Consider the following 14,197-nt stretch of genomic DNA (forward strand, 5'->3'; position numbering starts at 1 on the left):
GGATCATCATTCCTGTTCATGACGGGCGAGGCGTTGGCCCAGTGCCAGACGCCAGCGCGCCGGCAGTGCACCAAGCAGGCGCAGTACCCAGGTGAAAAGACCTGGGAAGTTGATTTCCAGCGGACGCCGGGGCAAGCGCTTGGCGATATGTCGGGCGGCACGCTGCGCGGTCCACAACTGGGGCATGGGAAAGTCGTTGCGACGCGTCAGCGGGGTGTCGACGAAGCCTGGGCTGACCAGGGTGGTCGCGATGCCTTCATGCGCGAGGTCGATTCGCTGTGACTCGATCAGATAGCGCACTGCGGCCTTGGAGGCTCCATAGGCGCCGGCGCGGGGTAGCGCCAGCCAGGTCACCGAGCTGCCCATCACCACCAGATGAGGGCGTTGGCCGGCGCGCAGCAGGGGCAGCGCCGCCGCCAGGCAGTAGCTCAGGCCCAGCAGGTTGGTGCGCATCACGCGCTCCACCAGCGCCGGGTCGAAATGCCCGGGCTCCAGGTACTCACAGGTGCCGGCGTTGAGAATGGCCATATCCAAGCCACCCCAGGCCTGCTCGATCTGGGCGGTGATCGCCGCGACCTGCTTGGGATCGTCAAGGTCGCCTAGCGCCAGCAGCGCTTGCCCTGGAAAGCGCTCGGCCAGCGGTGCGAGGCGATCAGCATGGCGACCGCCCAAGGCCACCTTATGGCCTTGCTCCAAGAGCAGTTGTGCGAGTGCGGCACCGATCCCGCTACTGGCGCCGGTCAACCAACAGCGGCTCATGCCAGCCTGCCTTTGAGCCAGCCGATAGCCCGACCCATGATGGGGATGTGCTCGTAAAGCAGGGCTCCGGCGTCGAAATAGTCCTGATGAAAATGTACGCGCTCGCGCCAATGCAAGACGCTGCACCCTTGCACGGCGATCGGCTGACCGCGCGCCAGGCGTGGATGACGAAACTGCAACGTCCAGCGCAGGTAACCTTGCCCAGGACGCACCTCGTCGGCACTGGAGAACTCGTAGCGAATGTCTTGGGCGTTGGCGTACAACTGCTTGAAATAGGCGCTGAGCGCTGGCAACCCCTGGATGCGATGCAGCGGGTCGCGAAAGGTCACATCTTCGCTATACAGGTGCTCCAGCACGCCGAGATTGGCGGCATCCAGGCGGGCGAAGCGTTCGGCGAATTCCTGTAGATAGGCTGACATGCTGGACTCCCGCCAATCCTGTACAAAAGTGATGTGTTGTACAGGTATAGCTGAAGCCCACGAAATAATCTATACAGAAATAATTTCTTGTATAGGTATTAGCGGGTCTCGGCCTCAGCTAGGCGCAGGCGCAGTTGGGCCACTTCAGCCTCCAGCTCGCGGACCCGCTGCTCGGCGCACACCTGCGCCGTGACGTCGCGCTGGATACCGATGTAGTAGGTTAGCTGGTCTGCTTCATTGCGCACGGGCGCGATGGACAGCTCGTTCCAGAACAGGCTTCCGTCCTTGCGGTAGTTACGCAGCACCTGGCGGCAGGGGCTGCCTGCGCGGATCGCCTCGCGGATGGTTTGAAGGGCCTCTTGGTCATGATGCTCGCCTTGAAGGAAGCGGCAGTCTTGATAGAGGATGTCGTCGGCGTAGTAACCGGTCAGGCGTTCGAAGGCGGGATTCACGTAAATCAGGATGCTGTCCTTGCCTTCCTGCTCGGCGACGACGATGCCATCGTTCGAGTGCTCGACCATCAGTTGCAGGAGTTTCGCGTTGATCATGGGCCCACCTTCAGGCGTTTCGTATGCGTGATGCGCAGTTTAGCGTCTGCCTGGAAGGCATCGGCATCGTTTGCTGCATGATGACCCAAGCAGGCTCGCCGCAGAAGCCGGATATGGGTTTAGAATGTCTGACCTCCTGGATACCCGCTTGCGATGACTGACGCTCCTCAACCCGATCTGCTCCCCATGCGCGATGTGGTCAACCTGACCGGCATCAACCCGGTGACCTTGCGTGCCTGGGAGCGCCGCCATGGATTGATCCACCCCCAGCGCACCGAGGGCGGCCATCGGCTGTACACGGCGCAGGATGTCCAGCGTATTAACGACATCCTGCACTGGACTGGCAAGGGTGTGCCTATCAGTAAAGTCGGCGACCGGCTGGCAGGCCAGCCCGATGTATCTGTCCAGCCGTCTTCTGCCTTCGATGAGTGGCGCAGCGCCCTGGCGAGCGCCGCCAAGGCTTTCGATGCACAGGCCCTGGAGGCGGTGCATGGCCAGTTGTTCACCCTCCTGCCCAAGCGCACCGTGCTACGTGATGTACTGTTACCGGTGTGGCATGACCTGGCCACAGGGGCTGCGCCGGGCCAGCGCAGTCAATGGTCGTTTCTCGATACGTTCTTGCGGGCCCGCTTGCTGATGCGTTTGCAGATGAACCAGGTGCATTCGCCGCGGGTCCTGCTGGCCGGCGCCCAGGGGCGCGCCGAATTTCCGCTACTGTGTACCGGTCTGCTACTCAGTGGCGAGCAGCAACGTATCGATGTTCTTGGCTGCGATCAGCCGTTGGAAGAGCTGCCTTTACTGTGTGCCGCGATTGAGCCTGCGGCGTTGGTGATACGTGTGCAGGCACCGGTGAGTGTGGCGTTGACCAAGTGCCTGCGTTCACTGCAGATGGAAATCGCCTGTCCGCTTGCAGTGATTGGCCACGGGCTGGGCGACTCGCACGTGGCCTTCGAAGGCATCCCGCTGCACCTGCTGGACGAGGACAGTGCTAATGTTGCACGCCTGCTCAGCGCGTTGCTCAGTGGCACGTTGGACCTTTGATCGCTGGCACTCACCATGCCCGCGCGTCTCAACTCGGCGCCTGGGGCGGCGGCGCTGAGGCATGTAGCGCAAACTGTCGGATGCGGTTTGTCACCAGCCCCGCCAAGGCGTCGGGACGGAACTTGGCAAGGAACTCGTCGGCGCCGACCTTTCTTACCATGGCTTCGTTGAAGGCGCCGGACAAGGACGTGTGCAGCGCAATATGCAGGCTGGACATGCGTGGGTTGGCGCGGACCTCGGACGTCAGCGTGTAACCGTCCATTTCCGGCATTTCGATATCTGAAATCATCATCAACAGCTCATGGGTTGGCTGCTTGCCGTCTGCCAGCATCGTTTCCAGCAACGACAGGGCTTGGCTGCCGTCGTTACAGGCCAGCACTTGAACACCGACGGCTTGCAGACAGCGACTGACCTGCCGGCGAGCGACCGAAGAATCATCCACGATCAGCACCTTGAAATGGCTGGCCTGTTGGCAGATATCCGCATCGAGGGTGCCTTCGCTGAGTTGCTCGCAGACCGGAGACACCTCGTTGAGGACCTTTTCCACGTCGATGATCTCAACCAACTCGCCGTCCACGTGCGTGACCGCAGTCAGATAATGGTGGCGTCCGCTGCCCCGAGGTGGAGGGTGAATCCCCTCCCAGTTCAGGTTGACGATGTGCTCGACGTCGCTGACCAGGAAACCCTGGGTGCGACCGTTATACTCGGTGATGATCACAAAGGCCGTTTCACGATCATGCAGCCCTGGCAGTCCGGTGGCTTGAGCGAGGTCAAGGATCGAGACCGACCTGCCTCGGACGTTGGCCACGCCGCAGACCACCGGATGGGCGCCTGGGAGGCGCGACAAGGGCGGGCACTTTAGAATTTCGCGCACCTTGAACACGTTGATGCCATAGCGTTGCTTGTCGTCGAAGCGAAACAGCAACAATTCCAGGCGATTCTTGCCAGCCAGCTGCGTGCGGCTGTCGACGGTTTCCAATAGACCAGCCATTTTTCACCTCGTTGCTCGAACTGAGCGCCTGTTCAGCCATTGAATCGGGTGACTAAGGCATTGAGTGCATGGGCCGTGTTCTCGAGATCTGCGCCTAAATCGCAAGAGTTTTCAGCGATGTCGGCGTTCTGCTCCGAGACGTGCGCGATGCTGGTGATCTGCCGAGAAATTTCCTCCGCGACGTGCGCCTGCTCTTCGGAGGCCGTGGCCATTTGCTGGCTCATTTCGTGGATACGGCCGACGGCGGTATTGATGCCATCCAACGCTTGTTGCGTGCTGATTACCTGAGCCACGCCGCTGACCGCTTCTCCGCTGCCCTGGCGTGCCACCGCCACTGCTTGGTTGGCCACCTCTTGCAGGGTCTGGATGATGCGCTGGATGGTTTGGGTAGACTCCTGGGTTTTGGAGGCCAAGGCGCGCACTTCGTCCGCCACTACCGCGAAACCTCTGCCTTGTTCACCCGCTCGTGCCGCCTCAATCGCCGCGTTGAGCGCGAGCAAGTTGGTCTGTTCGGCAATCGAGCGGATCATGTTCGCCGCTTGCTGTATGGTTTGCGTTTCGTTGGCCAGCCCTTCGACCGAATGGCTCACTGCCTCGACCGTTTCGGCGAGCTTCTCGATCACGTGGCGGGTCTTCTGCGCTTCCTGCGAGCCGGTCTGAGTCAGCAGGTTCACTTCATCGGCCGCCTTGGCGGTGTGATTGATGTGCACTGCCACCTCGGCAATCGAGGTCGCCATCTGGTTCATCGCGGTGGCCGCCATGTCGGCTTCGTCGCGTTGTTTGGTCAGGGCTTGCTCCGACTGACGCGAAAGTGACTGGCTCTGTGTGGCGAGGGCTGCGGTTTGGTTGGCGAAATCGCCCAGGCGACTCAGGGCGGTGCGAATCTTGGCCTGCTCGCTGATCAGGATCATTTGCAGTTGCCCAGCCATGCCGCGCTCGTCGGTATAAGTGCGGGCGATCAACTCACTGTCGAAACTGCCAGCCGAGACGCTGCGGATCGTGTTCAGGGTCTTGCGCACCAACACTTCGGCCAGTCCTTGCAGCGCGAACATCCCCACGGCAGCCGTGAGGGCGCCTGGTAGCGTACCGGCCCATTCGAAGACCCCGGCGCTGGTAGCTGCGACCAAGGTCGGAGGCAGGACCATGCGCACCCAGAACCCCAGGCGCTCGCGCAACGGTTGGCTCTGCTTGTTGTCCTTGAGTCGGGCATATAACTGGACAGCACGCTGGACCTGATCTCGATCTGGCTTGACCCGCACCGACTCATAGCCGGTCAGGACCCCCTGAGAGAAGATGGGTGTGACATAGGCGTTGACCCAGTAGTGGTCGCCATTGCAGCAGCGATTCTTCACCACCCCCATCCAGCTCTTGCCTTCCTTGAGGTAGGACCACATGTGGGCAAATACCGCGCTGGGCATATCGGGATGACGCACGATGTTGTGCGGGCTGCCGAGCAACTGTTCGCGGCTGTAGCCGCTTACCGCCACGAACTCGTCGTTGCAGTAGGTGAGTTTGCCGTGCAAGTCAGTGGCGGAGATCAGGCGCTGGCCTGCCGAAAATTCGAGTTCTTTTTGAGTGACCGGAAGATTAGTTCGCATGCTGCAAACCTCTGTGAACGCTGTAGGCAATTGTTCTTTAATGGCTGTCCATTAGCTCAATCGCGCGTCCTGCTGTCTTTGCGAGGCCGTTCGGGGGGGCTGGTCTGGGCGAGGGCACCTGTATGCAGGTCAGTGATGATCTGCAGACTAATTGGTGGCTTTTTGATGTCAATCGAGCTGGCAGCAAAATCTTGTTACATGTGCGTTTTCCGCTTGAAGTCTTGACCTGGGTCAGTGTTTAGCCGGCTAAGGGCTGGTAGAGGAGAGTCATTTTCACTTGCGACTTGGACGCTGCTGATAGGCCGTTGGTTTTGCAGTTAATTGCTATTTGCCCCCCTTGCGCGTCATCCAAACGGTTATTTGGCAACGGCAGATATTTTTCTAGACTGAAGCGACGAAGGGAGTTCGTATTCCGGGGCGGTGAGCTATACAAGCAATAGTGGCTTTGTGCTGCTATTGGTTCCGTCCTCGGGCATGCACGGAGGCGAAATGGGCAAAGCGGTGAGTCGAATCCTGTTGCGGCAGTGGATGTGGCGGGCGTTCATGCGCAGCGCGCTGATTCCTCTGATCTTGGTCGAGAGCGTATTGGTCGGCTGCTACCTGCTGAGCAATCAGGCGATCCGCGACGCGCAATTGGGTTACCTGGATCGCAGTGCTATCGACAGCCTTGCCGCTAGCGCAGAGCAGAATGCGCTGATCATTCAGAACCAGCTCGACCACATTGGCGATACCGCGAGCCTGCTGGCGCGGTTGACCGAACGGGCCTTGCAGGGGCCAGCCCAGGGGGCCGTGGAAAACCTCTCGGTATCGGCCCAAGGTGCCAGGTTCAGCGCGCAGGACCGGGGCGGTTCAGCCTCTTTTTACTCTGCCGCGACGCCGCTGGATCGTCAGGACCTGGACAAGGTCAACCGGCTCGCTACGCTCGATCCGCTGTTCATGGAAATCAAGAACCATGACCCTATCATCGCCAGCCTGTATTTCAACAGTTGGGACAGCTATAACCGCATCTACCCCTGGTTCCGCACTGATGAGCAGTACCCGCCGGACATGCGCATCCCGGAATTCAACTTCTACTACCTGGCGGATGCGGCGCATAACCCGGAACGCCGCACACGCTGGACCGACGTCTACCTGGATCCGGCAGGGCATGGGTGGATGATGTCGGCGGTGGCCCCGGTGTATACCGGGGACTTTCTCGAAGGCGTCGTCGGTATCGATGTCACCATCGGCGCAGTATTGCCACAGCTTGAAAAATTGAAAGTCCCTTGGGATGGATACCTGCTGCTTGTCGGGCGCGACGGGACGATCATGGCCATGCCGGAAAAAGCCGAGCACGATTTCGATTTGCAGGAACTGGTCCAAGTCCCTAGCCAGAACAAAATCAGCAGTGAGCGCTTCAAACCGCAGAACTTCAACCTGGGGGCGCGCGACGACACACGTCAGTTGGCTGATCAGTTGAACACGTCCGGCTCGGGCAATACGCAACTGGCCCTGAAGGGGCGTGATCACCTGATTGCCTGGAGTGCTATTGGCAGCACGGGGTGGCACCTGCTGGCGGTGGTCGACAAGGAAATGGTCATGAGCGCGACCAATACCTTGGCGGAGCACTACCGCGACATTGGCTATCTCATGATCGCCGGCCTGGTGGTTTTCTACCTGGGCTATTTCAGCGTGCTCTGGAGTCGTTCGCGCAAGCTCAGTGAGCGGCTGCGCAAGACCATCGCCGATATCAGCGGCATGCTCAATGAGATCGGTCGTGGCCATTGGCAGCCACAGCGCGCTGAGTCGCAGATTCAGGAACTGGACGAAATGGCTGGCGACGTATTGACCATGGGGGCGCAACTGGCGACCAGCGATCTGCATCGGCGCATGGCGCAGCGCCGGTTGATGCAGATCATGGACTACCCTACCTCGGGTATGTGGGAGTATCACCCGGATGATGATTGCCTGAGCCTGCACGGCGGCTTGTGCGAACGCTTGGGTTGGCCGGGTCAGCAGATTACCCGGGAAGCCTTTCTGGAAAGGCTTGACGAGCCGAGCGCCCAGCAATTCCAGAAGGTGCTCGACAGCCTACGCTCAGGCAGTATCCAGCGTATCGAGTTGGAACTGAGGATGTACCAAGCTGATGGCCATGCCCTGTGGGTACTGTGCCAAGGTCGTATGCTGGATGTCTCGGTCGAAACCACCCGGGCTGCACTGGGCACGCTTGTAGACATAGACATGCTCAAGCTGGCCGAGGCGGACCTCAAGGCGCGAACCCATCAGGCGCAGGCCGCGAACCAGGCCAAATCACGTTTCATTTCCAGTATCAGCCATGAATTACGCACCCCACTCAACGCCATCCATGGTTTTGGGCAGCTCCTGCATATGCAGGTGCAGGATGCGGTGGCCAAGGATCAGGTCGAGGAGATTCTGGCTGCGAGTAGCCACCTGACCAATCTGGTGGATGACCTGCTCGACTGGTCCAGCCTGCAAGCAGAAACCCAGAACCTCAGCCTTGTACCGGTTCAGGTCGCCAGCGTGCTGGAGGAGTGTTCGGAGATGATGGCCGCTCAGGCCCAGGCCGCCGGACTGAAACTGCACCTTTGCCCAGTGCCGCCGCAATGGTGGGTGCGCTCGGAGCCCAGGCGTTTGCGGCAGGTCATGCTGAACCTGCTGTCCAACGCCATCAAGTACAACAGACCCGAAGGCAAGTTGCTGGTCGGCGCCGAAGCGCTGCCGGGGGTCGTGCGGCTGTATGTCGAAGATGGGGGCATGGGCATCGAGCCTCAATTGCAAGCGGAGCTGTTCGAGCCCTTCCAGCGCCTGGGCAAGGAAAACACATCGATTCAGGGCACCGGTATTGGCCTGGCTCTGTGCCGCGAATTGGCTGGCCTGATGGGCGGGTCGATGGGGTTGCGCAGCGTACCCGCAGAGGGCAGCCGCTTCTGGATCGAATTGCTCGATGCTGCGCAGTGGGAGAGCCCCGAGGACGCAATCGATCCAAACGTATTCTACGCCGGTGCGGATGCCGACATCGTCACGCAAGTGCCCATGCTACTGGCCCCGCAGGTTCATTTCGAGCACGGCACGTTGCAGGCGTGCCTGGCCCGCGCCCGCGAGTATGGCGCGCCGCAGGTGCTGCTGCTTGATTGTGACGAGGATGAGCCGCAGCGCCTGAGCCTGCTGGGGCGGATCCGTCGTACCGCCGGGGCAGAGCTGATGTCACTGATTCTGATTGGCAGTGAGCCGCGCAAACTGGCGTCGCTGGGGATCGAATTCCAGGGCGTGCTCGCCAAGCCTGTGAGCCGTGAAGAACTTGCCCAATTGCTCAGCGCGTTATTGGAACAGGAGCCGACGAATGTTCACTGATATCCCAGATGATGTACGCATTGTCGTGATCGATGACGTCGCTGCGAACGTACGCTTGCTCAGTTCGAGCCTGAAAGCCTTCGGACTTTCCGATGTGGTGTGTTTTTCAGACTCCGCAGAAGGCTTGCAGTGGCTGACTGAAAAGCCTTGGGATTTGCTGCTGCTGGACTTGGACATGCCAGAGCCCAATGGCTTTCAGATACTCGAACAGCTCAGTGGACGCGACCGGTCGCGCCAGCCGGTGATCATTCTCACCGCGTTGACCGACGCGGCCAGCCGACGTCGCGGGCTGGAACTGGGGGCCAACGACTACCTGCCCAAGCCGCTCGATCTGCCGGAACTGGTGCTCAGGGTGCGCAACTGCCTGCGCTTGGCGCAGGCGACGCGTCGCCTGCAGCAGACCAACCTGGACCTTGAGTTGCAGGTGCTGCAACGCACCGTGCAGTTGCAGGAAAGCTACCGTGCGGCGATTCGTGCCTTGGGCAGAGCTGCGAGCTATCGGGATAACGAGACCGGTGAGCACATTCAGCGCATCGGCGACGCCTCGGCGTTGATCGCGCGGGCGATGGGGCAGCCGGCGGCCTGGTGCGAGCGCTTGAGAATGGCTGCGCCGATGCATGACCTGGGCAAGATCGGGATTGCCGACCACATCCTGCTCAAGGAGGGGGTCCTTACCGCGCAAGAGCGTCAGGTGATCATGGGCCATCCCGAAATCGGTTACAGCATCCTGCACGATGGCGCGATGGATGAGTTGACCGAAATGGCGGCGCAAATCGCCTACTGCCATCACGAAAAATGGGATGGCACGGGCTACCCGCGTGGGCTGTCTGGCGAGCAAATCCCTCTTGAAGCCCGCATCGTGGCGCTTTGCGATGTGTATGACGCTCTGCGCATGCCACGCCCCTACAAGCCCAGTTGGAGCGCGCAGCGCGCCCAAACCTTTATCCTGGAGCAGGCAGGGCTGCACTTTGACCCGCAGCTGGTCCAGGTCATCCAGGGCTGTTTCGAGCAAATCGAGCAGTATTTCGAACAACCCCAGAAGGCGCATGGCCTGCCCGCTGACCAGCAAGCGCCGCATCCGCAAGGGCAGAGCCGCATCGCCGGGGCCTGACAGCCCCGCACAGGCGTGCAGCGTCGAACGTGACTCTTGTACGCCTAACGTCGAAGGCGCCACTTCAGATTCTATTCAGATTCGGCCTCGATAATTCCCCCGTCGAACCCAATTGGGGGGAGTTTCATGACCGAGTCTCAATGGAGCAGCCTGCTCCCGCTGCCGATCGGTAGCCATGCCGACCACCGCGCGCAGCTTTCGCTTCATCTGGCGGGGCAGACTTCACGCGCAGATCTGGAGCACTTCATCCACACCTGCTTCGCCACCGTGCACCAAGCGGATGTGCAGCACTATCTACCCGAACTGCTGGCCCTGCATGACAGCCACGGTCGGCTGATCGCCGCCGCTGGGATGCGGCCAGCCAACCAAGGCCCGTTGTTTCTCGAACGCTACCTTGACGCACCCTTGGAAACCGCTGTCGCGCAAATTGCCGGCGCCCCGCTGGAGCGCGCATGCCTGGTCGAGGTGGGCAACCTGGCGTCGCTCAGTGCCGGCAGTGCTCGGATCATGATCATCGCGGTGACCTGGCTGCTGGCCACTCGCGGCTTCGAGTGGGTGGCCTTCACTGGCGCTGCGACATTGATCAACAGCTTCCAACGGCTGGGGTTGACGCCCACGGTGTTGGCCGTGGCAGATCCACGACGTTTGCAAGGGCAGGTAGATGAGTGGGGGACTTACTACGAGCAACGCCCCCAAGTATTCGCCGGAAACATCGGCTATGGCTTCGCCGCCCTTGCTCGGTCCGGCGTGTTTCAACGCCTGGGTTTACCTGTGCTGGTCGAGGAGGCTGGTCATGCCGCATGAATTGGAACGTTTTCGGGAACTGCTCATGCACTACGCTGCCGACCATGCGGGGGCCGTGGCGGTGAAAGGGCAGACGCACAGCTACACCTATCGGCAGCTACTCGGTGAGGTGGGGCTGCGCGCCCAGCTGCTGAGTCGGCAGCCGGCGGGTGCCTTGGTCCTGGCGCTGGACAATGGCCCTGACGTGTTGTTCTGGGACCTGGCTGCGTTGTTCGCCGAGCGCGCGTGCGTGATCGTGCCGTCATTTTTCAGTGCTGCGCAGTTCGAGCACTGCCTTGCACAAAGCGGCGCATCGACCGTGCTGTGTGCGGCGCAATGGACGTCGCAGCTGGTTACCCAAGGGTTTGTTCAGCAAGGTGAGTTCTGGTTGCGCAAGGGCGCGACTGGCGCTCGATTGCCCGAGGGCACAGCCAAGATCACCTACACCTCGGGCAGTACCGCGAGCCCTAAAGGTGTCTGCCTCAGTGCTGAGGCGATGCTGCGGGTCGCCCGTGAGTTGGAGGCCGCCAGCCGGCCGACCGAACCCCAGCAGTACCTGGCGGTGCTGCCGTTGGGCGTGCTGCTGGAGAATCTGGGGGTGTACGCTGCACTCATGGCTGGGGCCTGCGTGCAGCTTTACCCGCAACAGCAATTGGGCATGAACGGCGCAAGCCAGGTGGACTTCAAGCGGCTGCTGGGTGCGATCGCCCTGAGCGGTGCGCAGAGCCTGATCCTGGTGCCGCAACTGCTGATGGGACTGGTCATCGCCATCGAGCGCGGACTGATGCGCGTAGGCCCCTTGCGTTTCGTGGCGGTGGGCGGTGCGCGGGTATCGCCAAGCCTGCTGGCGCGGGCTGCTGCGGTGGGTTTACCGGTGTTCGAGGGCTACGGCCTATCCGAATGCGCCTCCGTGGTAGCGCTGAACCGTCCCGGTGCCGTGCGCCCTGGTAGTGTCGGCAAGCCTTTGCCGCATGTACAAGTGCGCATCGCCGAGGATGGCGAGGTGCTGGTGGCGGGCTCGACACTGCTTGGATACCTGGAAGACGCCCCGGTGACCCAGTCCTGGTGGGCAACGGGCGATCTCGGCCATCTGGACGAGGAGGGCTATCTGTATCTCGATGGGCGCAAGAAGCACCAGTTCATCACCAGCTTCGGGCGCAACGTCAACCCGGAGTGGGTCGAGGCCGAACTCACCCAGCGCGGCGTCATCGCCCAGGCCTTCGTACATGGCGAAGCCATGCCGCACAACCTGGCACTGCTCTGGCCGCTGGACCCCAGCGTCAGCGACGAGGCGATCGAGCAGGCCGTGCAGCAGTGCAACGCACAACTGCCCGATTACGCCCAGGTACACACCTGGCGGCGTTTGCCAGCGCCGCTAAATGCGCTTGACGACACCCTGACTGCCAACGGCCGCCCGCGACGCGAGGCGATCTTGCAGCGCTACCACTCCTTGTTATCCGACATCTCGTTGTGAGGTTTACCATGTCCTTTTTTGACACGCTGCAAACCCAGACCCTCCAAGAGCGGCAGGCCTTGTTCGGCGTGCCGGTGATCCGTGAAGCCCTGGCTGGCCAGGTCAGCCTGGACAGCTATGTCGCCTTCCTGACCCAGGCCTACTACCACGTGCGCCATACCGTGCCGCTGATGATGGCGTGTGGCGCGCGCTTGCCGTCGCGGCTGGAGTGGCTGCGCGGCGCGGTGTGCGAATACATCGAGGAGGAATACGGCCACGAGCAGTGGATCCTCAACGACATCAGGGCCTGTGGCGGCGATTGGGAGGCGGTACGTGATGGTCGCCCGTCGATGTCGATCGAGCTGATGGTGTCCTACCTCTACGATTTGATCGCCCGTGGTAACCCGGTTGGGCTGTTCGGCATGGTCAACGTACTCGAAGGCACCAGCATTGCCCTGGCCACCCAGGCCGCGGGCACCCTCCAGAGCACGCTGGGCCTGCCTGCACAGGCGTTCAGTTACCTCACTTCGCATGGTGCACTCGATCAGGACCATATGGTGACCTACAAGCAACTGATGGACCGTCTCGACGAGACCGAGGATCAACAGGCGGTCATCCATGCCGCGAAGGTGGTCTATCGCTTGTACACCGACATGTTCCAGGGTTTGCCACGTGCCGGACAGCGAGAGGTGCGTCATGCGCTTGCCTGAATCGGTGGTAGTCCTCACCGGCGCCAGCGGGGGCATCGGCCTTGAGTTGGCCGAGCAGCTCTGCGCTGCCGGCGCCCAGGTACTGGCGGTGAGTCGGCGCGTGGGCGAGCTGGGCAGCCTGATCAAGCGCTACCCGGATCGGCTGCGTTGGCAAGAGGCCGACCTGCGCAGCCAGGAGGGACGCGATCTGGTTGTCGGTCGGGCCCGCGAGATGGGCAATGTCAACGTACTGATCAACGCCGCTGGGGTGAATCGCTTTGCCTTGCTCGATCAATTGGACGAGCACGCGCTCGACGAGCTGCTCGACATCAACCTCAAGGCTCCACTGCAATTGACACGCGCCTGCCTGCCATTGCTGCGCGCCCAACCCAAGGCCCTGGTGGTCAATGTCGGGTCCACCTATGGCTCGATCGGCTATCCGGGCTACGCCACCTATTGTGCGAGCAAGTTCGCCCTGCGCGGGTTTTCCGAAGCGCTGCGACGCGAGCTGGCCGACACCTCGGTCAATGTCTTGTATGCCGCCCCTCGGGCGACCCGCACGGGCATGAACAGCAGTGCTGCGACGGCACTCAATCAAGCCTTGAAAGTGGGTATGGACGACCCGGCAGATGTCGCCCGTGCGGTACTTGAGGCGGTGCAGTCCGAGCGCAGCGAGCTGTACCTCGGGTGGCCAGAGAAACTCTTCGTGCGCATCAATGGGATGTTACCCAGCGTGGTCGATCGCGCGCTGCGCAAGCAACTGCCTGTCATTCGTCGTTACATCGGTAGCCACCCCAAGGAGTCGATCAAATGAAGCGTCTGCTCATCTCCAGCCTGCTGGCATTCGCCCCGTTGAGCTGGGCGCTGGACCCGGCAGGTACACAGCAGTTGACCGACCTGCAGCAGCGCTGGGCGCACATCCAGTACCAGTTGCCCAAGGAAAAACGCGCCGACGCCTTCGAGCAGTTGGCCGGTGATGCCACTGCATTCGTTCATCGCAACCCCGGTGCTGCCGAACCGTTGATTTGGGAAGGTATCATCAACAGCAGTTGGGCCGGAGCCATCGGCGGCATCGGCGCCTTGGGCAAAGTCAAGGCGGCCAAAGCCAGTCTGGAGCAGGCTATCGAACTGGACCCCAACGCCCTGCAAGGCTCGGCCTACACCAGCCTGGGCACCCTCTACGACCAGGTGCCTGGCTGGCCGATCGGCTTCGGCGACAGCGACAAAGCTGATGCCTTGCTACGTAAAGCCTTGCAGATCAACCCCAATGGTATCGACAGCAATTACTTCTGGGCGGATCATCTGTACCGCCAGAAGCGTTACCCTGAGGCGACGGTTGCCTTGCAAAAAGCCTTGCAGGCAGCGCCCCGTCCGGGGCGCGAGCTGGCGGACCAGGGACGGCGCAGCGATATCGATGCGTTACTCAAGGCGATCAAGGACAAACAGGACTGAAT

The 14,197-nt window shown here is 61.4% G+C and carries 13 protein-coding genes and 1 pseudogene; 8 read left to right on the forward strand and 6 right to left on the reverse strand.

Translation table 11 applies throughout. The features are described 5' to 3' along the window. Positions 1-6: 6 nt before the first annotated feature. The 3 genes from FEM01_RS01655 to FEM01_RS01665 all read right to left on the reverse strand — a co-directional run bounded on the left by FEM01_RS01655 (position 7) and on the right by FEM01_RS01665 (position 1,726). Positions 7-759, reverse strand: a complete 753-nt coding sequence (locus FEM01_RS01655) for an SDR family NAD(P)-dependent oxidoreductase (protein WP_138217549.1) — start codon at positions 757-759, stop codon at positions 7-9. Then, positions 756-1,178 carry a nuclear transport factor 2 family protein gene (locus FEM01_RS01660; protein WP_138217550.1) on the reverse strand — a complete coding sequence of 141 codons (423 nt, stop codon included), beginning with the start codon at positions 1,176-1,178 and terminating at the stop codon, positions 756-758. Before FEM01_RS01660 ends, FEM01_RS01655 begins: the two co-directional genes overlap by 4 nt. A gap of 98 nt (positions 1,179-1,276) precedes the next feature. After that, positions 1,277-1,726: a PAS domain S-box protein gene (locus FEM01_RS01665; protein WP_138217551.1), complete on the reverse strand. Its 450-nt coding sequence runs from the start codon at positions 1,724-1,726 to the stop codon at positions 1,277-1,279. 153 nt (positions 1,727-1,879) lie between these two features. Between FEM01_RS01665 and FEM01_RS01670 the strand changes: the two genes are divergently transcribed. Next, positions 1,880-2,767 carry a MerR family transcriptional regulator gene (locus FEM01_RS01670; RefSeq protein ID WP_138217552.1) on the forward strand — a complete coding sequence of 296 codons (888 nt, stop codon included), beginning with the start codon at positions 1,880-1,882 and terminating at the stop codon, positions 2,765-2,767. A gap of 28 nt (positions 2,768-2,795) precedes the next feature. Here FEM01_RS01670 and FEM01_RS01675 read toward each other — a convergent pair whose 3' ends face one another. From FEM01_RS01675 to FEM01_RS24575, 3 genes and pseudogenes are all read right to left on the reverse strand, one after another. After that, positions 2,796-3,758: a chemotaxis protein CheV gene (locus tag FEM01_RS01675; protein ID WP_138217553.1), complete on the reverse strand. Its 963-nt coding sequence runs from the start codon at positions 3,756-3,758 to the stop codon at positions 2,796-2,798. Positions 3,759-3,790: 32 nt separating this feature from the next. Beyond that, complete coding sequence (locus FEM01_RS01680; RefSeq protein WP_431188549.1) at positions 3,791-4,903, reverse strand: methyl-accepting chemotaxis protein; 1,113 nt, start codon at positions 4,901-4,903, stop codon at positions 3,791-3,793. A 135-nt stretch (positions 4,904-5,038) separates the two neighbouring features. Continuing rightward, positions 5,039-5,356, reverse strand: a pseudogene (locus FEM01_RS24575) (PAS domain-containing protein); the annotation flags it as partial. A 489-nt stretch (positions 5,357-5,845) separates the two neighbouring features. Here FEM01_RS24575 and FEM01_RS01685 point away from each other — a divergent pair. The 7 genes from FEM01_RS01685 to FEM01_RS01715 all read left to right on the forward strand — a co-directional run bounded on the left by FEM01_RS01685 (position 5,846) and on the right by FEM01_RS01715 (position 14,195). Next, positions 5,846-8,707, forward strand: coding sequence for a sensor histidine kinase (locus FEM01_RS01685; protein WP_138217555.1), 2,862 nt, complete (start codon positions 5,846-5,848; stop codon positions 8,705-8,707). Next, a complete protein-coding gene (locus tag FEM01_RS01690; protein ID WP_138217556.1) occupies positions 8,697-9,818 on the forward strand; it encodes an HD-GYP domain-containing protein in 1,122 nt (373 codons plus the stop codon). The genes FEM01_RS01685 and FEM01_RS01690 overlap by 11 nt, the downstream gene beginning before the upstream one ends. A gap of 126 nt (positions 9,819-9,944) precedes the next feature. Then, positions 9,945-10,622: a thermostable hemolysin gene (locus FEM01_RS01695; protein ID WP_138217557.1), complete on the forward strand. Its 678-nt coding sequence runs from the start codon at positions 9,945-9,947 to the stop codon at positions 10,620-10,622. Next, positions 10,612-12,075: an AMP-binding protein gene (locus FEM01_RS01700; RefSeq protein WP_138217558.1), complete on the forward strand. Its 1,464-nt coding sequence runs from the start codon at positions 10,612-10,614 to the stop codon at positions 12,073-12,075. The genes FEM01_RS01695 and FEM01_RS01700 overlap by 11 nt, the downstream gene beginning before the upstream one ends. Before the next feature lie 8 nt (positions 12,076-12,083). After that, positions 12,084-12,764 (forward strand): TenA family transcriptional regulator, encoded by a 681-nt coding sequence (locus FEM01_RS01705; protein ID WP_138217559.1) that lies wholly within the window; start codon positions 12,084-12,086, stop codon positions 12,762-12,764. Continuing rightward, positions 12,751-13,557 (forward strand): SDR family oxidoreductase, encoded by an 807-nt coding sequence (locus tag FEM01_RS01710; RefSeq protein WP_138217560.1) that lies wholly within the window; start codon positions 12,751-12,753, stop codon positions 13,555-13,557. The genes FEM01_RS01705 and FEM01_RS01710 overlap by 14 nt, the downstream gene beginning before the upstream one ends. Beyond that, positions 13,554-14,195, forward strand: coding sequence for a tetratricopeptide repeat protein (locus FEM01_RS01715; protein WP_138217561.1), 642 nt, complete (start codon positions 13,554-13,556; stop codon positions 14,193-14,195). The genes FEM01_RS01710 and FEM01_RS01715 overlap by 4 nt, the downstream gene beginning before the upstream one ends. Positions 14,196-14,197: the final 2 nt, after the last annotated feature.

The sequence above is a fragment of the Pseudomonas mosselii genome (genome assembly GCF_005796105.1).
GTDB classification, from domain to species: domain Bacteria; phylum Pseudomonadota; class Gammaproteobacteria; order Pseudomonadales; family Pseudomonadaceae; genus Aquipseudomonas; species Aquipseudomonas mosselii_C.

Bases quoted from the DNA above. Each gene is read 5' to 3' on its own strand.
- FEM01_RS01665 (WP_138217551.1), bottom strand. From the start codon at position 1,726: ATGATCAACGCGAAACTCCTGCAACTGATGGTCGAGCACTCGAACGAT.
- FEM01_RS01710 (WP_138217560.1), top strand. From the start codon at position 12,751: ATGCGCTTGCCTGAATCGGTGGTAGTCCTCACCGGCGCCAGCGGGGGC.
- FEM01_RS01670 (WP_138217552.1), top strand. From the start codon at position 1,880: ATGACTGACGCTCCTCAACCCGATCTGCTCCCCATGCGCGATGTGGTC.
- FEM01_RS01655 (WP_138217549.1), bottom strand. From the start codon at position 759: ATGAGCCGCTGTTGGTTGACCGGCGCCAGTAGCGGGATCGGTGCCGCA.
- FEM01_RS01660 (WP_138217550.1), bottom strand. From the start codon at position 1,178: ATGTCAGCCTATCTACAGGAATTCGCCGAACGCTTCGCCCGCCTGGAT.
- FEM01_RS01695 (WP_138217557.1), top strand. From the start codon at position 9,945: ATGACCGAGTCTCAATGGAGCAGCCTGCTCCCGCTGCCGATCGGTAGC.
- FEM01_RS01705 (WP_138217559.1), top strand. From the start codon at position 12,084: ATGTCCTTTTTTGACACGCTGCAAACCCAGACCCTCCAAGAGCGGCAG.
- FEM01_RS01715 (WP_138217561.1), top strand. From the start codon at position 13,554: ATGAAGCGTCTGCTCATCTCCAGCCTGCTGGCATTCGCCCCGTTGAGC.
- FEM01_RS01685 (WP_138217555.1), top strand. From the start codon at position 5,846: ATGGGCAAAGCGGTGAGTCGAATCCTGTTGCGGCAGTGGATGTGGCGG.
- FEM01_RS01700 (WP_138217558.1), top strand. From the start codon at position 10,612: ATGCCGCATGAATTGGAACGTTTTCGGGAACTGCTCATGCACTACGCT.
- FEM01_RS01680 (WP_431188549.1), bottom strand. From the start codon at position 4,903: ATGGTCCTGCCTCCGACCTTGGTCGCAGCTACCAGCGCCGGGGTCTTC.
- FEM01_RS01690 (WP_138217556.1), top strand. From the start codon at position 8,697: ATGTTCACTGATATCCCAGATGATGTACGCATTGTCGTGATCGATGAC.
- FEM01_RS01675 (WP_138217553.1), bottom strand. From the start codon at position 3,758: ATGGCTGGTCTATTGGAAACCGTCGACAGCCGCACGCAGCTGGCTGGC.